Annotated in this window: 5 protein-coding genes; all 5 read left to right on the top strand. The window is 70.3% G+C overall.

Annotated features, from left to right (window positions below; genetic code table 11):
• Positions 1–1470: bifunctional tetrahydrofolate synthase/dihydrofolate synthase (folC, locus tag AOK16_RS19250; protein WP_055473455.1), on the top strand; the 1470-nt coding region annotated here is incomplete at its 5' end.
• A 27-nt stretch (positions 1471–1497) separates the two neighbouring features.
• On the top strand, positions 1498–1863 hold the full coding sequence (locus tag AOK16_RS19245) for a DUF4233 domain-containing protein (RefSeq protein WP_055473454.1): 366 nt from the start codon (positions 1498–1500) through the stop codon (positions 1861–1863).
• A gap of 100 nt (positions 1864–1963) precedes the next feature.
• A complete protein-coding gene (gene ndk / locus AOK16_RS19240; protein WP_055473453.1) occupies positions 1964–2377 on the top strand; it encodes a nucleoside-diphosphate kinase in 414 nt (137 codons plus the stop codon).
• Between the two features lie 309 nt (positions 2378–2686).
• On the top strand, positions 2687–3706 hold the full coding sequence (locus AOK16_RS19235; RefSeq protein WP_055473456.1) for a rod shape-determining protein: 1020 nt from the start codon (positions 2687–2689) through the stop codon (positions 3704–3706).
• 122 nt (positions 3707–3828) lie between these two features.
• Positions 3829–4847: rod shape-determining protein MreC (gene mreC, locus AOK16_RS19230; protein ID WP_107098401.1), on the top strand; the 1019-nt coding region annotated here is incomplete at its 3' end.

Genomic DNA, 4847 nt, shown 5'->3' with positions numbered 1-4847 from the left:
TTCGACGAGATCGTCGAGGCGGAGACCGACAGGGACCCCGACCTCGCCGTCATCGAGGCCGGCAGCCGGACCCTGCGCACGCAGGGCGGCCCGCCGCAGGGCGACGCCGTACCGGCCCGTCCCCAGGACCCGGAGCTCGACCGCGCGTTGCGCGCCGTCGAGGCCGAACTCGCGGACCGCTGGCCGGAGACCAAGCTCGACCCCTCGCTCGCCCGCGTCGAGGCGCTGATGGACGTCCTGGGCGAGCCCCAGCGCGCCTACCCCTCGATCCACATCACCGGCACCAATGGCAAGACCAGCACCGCCCGCATGATCGAGGCCCTGCTGACCGCCTTCGAGCTGCGCACCGGCCGCTACACCAGCCCGCACGTCCAGTCCGTGACCGAGCGGATCAGCCTGGACGGCGCGCCGATCTCCGCCGAGCGGTTCATCGAGACGTACGAGGACATCAAACCGTACGTCGGGATGGTGGACGCCGCTCAGGAGCACCGCCTGTCCTTCTTCGAGGTGCTGACCGGCATGGCGTACGCGGCCTTCGCGGACGCGCCGGTCGACGTCGCGGTCGTCGAGGTCGGCATGGGAGGCAGCTGGGACGCCACCAACGTGATCGACGCGCAGGTCGCCGTCGTCACCCCGATCGCCCTGGACCACACCGACCGGCTCGGTGAGACCCCGGGGCAGATCGCCGGGGAGAAGGCCGGCATCGTCAAGCAGGGCGCCACGGTCGTCCTCGCCCAGCAGCCGGTCGACGCGGCGCAGGTGATGCTCAAGCGCTCGGTCGAGGCGGACGCGACGGTGGCCCGCGAGGGCATGGAGTTCGGCGTCACCAGTCGCGAGGTCGCCGTGGGCGGTCAGCTGCTGACCCTGCGCGGCCTGGGCGGCGAGTACCCGGAGGTCTTCCTCCCGCTGCACGGCGCGCACATGGCGCACAACGCGGCGGTCGCGCTGGCCGCCGTCGAGGCCTTCTTCGGCATCGGCTCCCAGCACGCCCGCACCCTCGACGTGGACACCGTGCGTACCGCGTTCGCCTCCGTGGCCTCGCCGGGCCGCCTGGAGGTCGTACGGCAGAGCCCGACGGTCATCCTGGACGCCGCGCACAACCCGGGCGGGGCGGCGGCCGCGGCCGAGGCGGTCGGCGAGGCGTTCGGCTTCAGCCGGCTGGTCGGTGTGGTCGGCACGAGCGACGGCAAGGATGTCAAGGGCTTCCTGGAGGCCTTCGAGCCGATCTTCGCCGAGGTCGTGGTGACGCGGAACTCCAGCCACCGCGCGATGGACGCGGACGAGCTGGCGGCGGTCGCGGTCGAGGTGTTCGGGCAGGAGCGGGTACAGGTGGAACCGCGCCTGGACGACGCCCTGGAGGCGGCGATCACGCTGGCCGAGGAGGAGGGCGAGTACGCCGGCGCGGGCGTGCTGGTGACCGGCTCGGTGATCACGGTCGGCGAGGCCCGGCTGCTGCTGGGCCGGGCCTGAGGACACGAGGGCTCGGGAGGGCAAGAGATGCGAACCCTGTGCGCTTCGACGCTGATCGGCGAGTTCTTCGTGATCGGCTTCGCGGGACTGGTCGCGATGCAGACCTCGGACGTCGGCACGGCCGCCATCTGGGCGGTCAGCGGCACCGCCATGGCGGTGAGCGTCCTGCTGTGCGGGATGCTGTCCCGGCCGGGCGCGGTCGCGGTCGGCTGGGCGCTCCAGATCGGCCTGGTCGCGGGCGGGTTGGTGGTCCCGGTGATGTACGTGCTGGGCGTGGTGTTCGCGGCCCTGTGGTGGGCCTCGGTCCACTTCGGCCGGAAGGTCGACGCGGCGAGGGCCCGGTTCGCCGAGCAAACCGCCGCATCCGGGGCCGGCGCCGCAGACGCTGTGTGAGCGCGTCCCGTTCACCCATGTAGCCTCTTCGCACCCGCACATGCCGAAGTCGTCGGCGTACCCGGAGCCGAACCGTTCGGCGTACCAAAGGAGTCCGCACGTGAGCCAGCGCACGCTCGTCCTGCTCAAGCCCGACGCCGTACGACGCGGTCTGGTCGGGGAGATCGTCGGCCGGATCGAGCGGAAGGCAGGCTGGACCATCAGCGCGCTGGAGCTGCGCCACCTGGACCGCTCGCTGCTCGAGCAGCACTACGGCGAGCACATCGGCAAGCCGTTCTACGAGCCGCTGGTGGAGTTCATGTCCTCCGGCCCGGTCGTGGCGATGGTCGTCGAGGGCGAGCGGGTCGTCGAGGGGTTGCGGGCGCTGGCGGGGCCGACCGACCCGATCGCCGCCGCTCCGGGGAGTATCCGTGGCGATTTCGGCACGATCGTGCGTGAGAACCTGATTCACGCCTCGGACTCCGAGCAGTCCGCCGCACGCGAGCTGAAGCTGTTTTTTCCCACGGTTGGCTGACGGCTGTATTTTCCCCGAATTTTCGCTGACGGACCGTCAGTGTTAGACGCCCGGTGACCTGCGGCGATCTGATATATTCAGCAGCTCCCTGGCATATGCGACGCGATTTTGGGAACCTGTCACTCCGACACGGCGTCACCAATACGGGGGTAGCACCCCGTTCTGCTGACAATGGCGGAGTAGCCTCGCGGCGCGTTAGATCCGGCGTGACTACGATGTACGTCACGCCCTTGAAGCGTTCACCCCGCCGACCTACACATCACCAACGTTCCAGCTGGGAAGGCCAGACGTATCCTCATGGGGAACAACATGTCGTTCATTGGCCGTGACATGGCTGTCGACCTCGGCACCGCCAACACGCTGGTGTACGTCAGGGGTCGCGGGATCGTCCTCAACGAGCCGTCCGTCGTCGCCATCAACACCAACACCGGCGGCATCCTGGCGGTCGGCGCGGAAGCCAAGAAGATGATCGGCCGCACCCCCGGCAACATCGTGGCGGTACGACCTCTCAAGGACGGCGTCATCGCCGACTTCGAGATCACCGAGCGGATGCTCCGCTACTTCATCCTGAAGATCCACAAGCGCCGTTATCTCGCCCGCCCCCGCGTCGTGGTGTGCGTCCCCTCCGGCATCACCGGGGTCGAGCGCCGGGCCGTCATCGAGGCCTCGACGCAGGCGGGCGCCCGACAGGTGCACATCATCGAGGAGCCCATGGCGGCCGCCATCGGCTCCGGTCTCCCCGTCCACGAGGCCACCGGCAACATGGTCGTGGACATCGGCGGCGGCACCACCGAGGTGGCCGTCATCTCGCTCGGCGGAATCGTCACGGCACAGTCGATCCGGGTCGCCGGCGACGAGCTGGACAACGCGATCATCCAGCACATCAAGAAGGAGTACAGCCTCCTCCTCGGTGAGCGGACCGCCGAGAGCATCAAGATCACCATCGGTTCGGCGTGCGACTCCGACGCGGACGAGCACACCGAGATCCGCGGCCGCGACCTGGTCAGCGGTCTGCCGAAGACCGTCGTCATCTCGGCCGCGGAAGTTCGCAAGGCCATCGAGGAACCGCTCAACGCCATCATCGACGCGGTCAAGACGACGCTCGACAAGTGCCCGCCGGAGCTGTCCGGCGACGTCATGGACCGGGGCATCGTGCTCACCGGAGGCGGCGCCCTGCTCCGCGGCCTCGACGAGCGCCTGCGCCGCGAGACGGGCATGCCGATCCACATCGCGGAGGACCCGCTGGACTCCGTCGCACTCGGCTCCGGCAAGTGCGTCGAGGAGTTCGAGGCGCTCCAGCAGGTGCTGGACGCCCAGCCCCGCAGATGACCCACAACAGAACGAATCCGCCGCCCGGGTGACTGCCCTTCCGAGCGGCGGATCGTTCGCATAGCAGAACAAATGCGCAGACGGACAAGGCAATTCCGACGAGGAAGGCACGGCGGCCGCACGTGAGGGACACACGAGAGAGCCGATTGCTCCTGGTGCTGCTGGTCGCCATCGCGTTCGCACTGATCACAGTGGATATCCGCGGTGGCGAGAACTCCCCGCTCGATCACGCCCGGCAGGCCGCCGCGTCGGCCTTCGGGCCCGTGGAGAACGGCGTCGCCTCGGCCGTGAACCCGATCGGCAACGCCATCGGCGCCGTACGGGACTCCAGCGGGCGGCACAGCCGGATCGCCGAGCTCGAGCGCGAGAACGCGGCCCTCAAGGCCAAGCTCGGCAGCGACGACCGCACCCGCGGCCGGGTCGCCGAGCTCGACAAGATGCTCAGGACCGCGGGCGCCGGACAGTACGGCATCAAGGGCGCCGAGGTCGTCGCCATAGGAGCGGCCCAGGGCTTCTCCTGGACCGTCACCATCGACGCCGGCAGCGCCGACGGCATCGCCCGCGACATGACGGTGCTCAACGGCGACGGCCTCGTCGGCCGCGTCACCACCGTCTCCGCGTCCACCTCGACCATCCTGCTCGCCAACGACCCGGACTTCACCGTCGGCACCCGCATGGAGAAGTCCGCCGAACTCGGCTTCGCCACCGGCCAGGGTGACCGGCCGCTGCGCGTCCAACTCCTCAACGGCAAGGCCAAGGTGCGCAAGGGCGACCGGATGGTCACCTTCGGCTCGCGCGCCGACCGCCCGTTCGTACCCGGCGTACCCGTCGGCGAGGTCGTCCGCGTCGACCCCTCCAACGGCGACCTGACCCGCACCATCCAGGTCCGCCCGTTCGTCGGCTTCACCAAGCTCGACGTCGTCGGCGTCGTCGTCCAGCCGCCGCGCAAGGACCCGCGCGACGCCGTGCTGCCGCCCGCCCCCAAGGCCGAGCCGACGCCCACGGTGACCGTCACCGTCGGCCCCGACGGCGAGACCGTCTCCCCCTCGGAGTCCGCCGGGCCCTCGGACGGCGCCACCCCCGAGGACGGCGGGCCGCCCGCCGACGGCGGGCCCACCCCGCCCGCCGGCGCGGCCACCCC

The sequence above is a fragment of the Streptomyces pathocidini genome (assembly GCF_001418495.1).
Lineage (GTDB): Bacteria > Actinomycetota > Actinomycetes > Streptomycetales > Streptomycetaceae > Streptomyces > Streptomyces pathocidini.
This window is presented reverse-complemented; position numbering and strand designations above follow the sequence as displayed.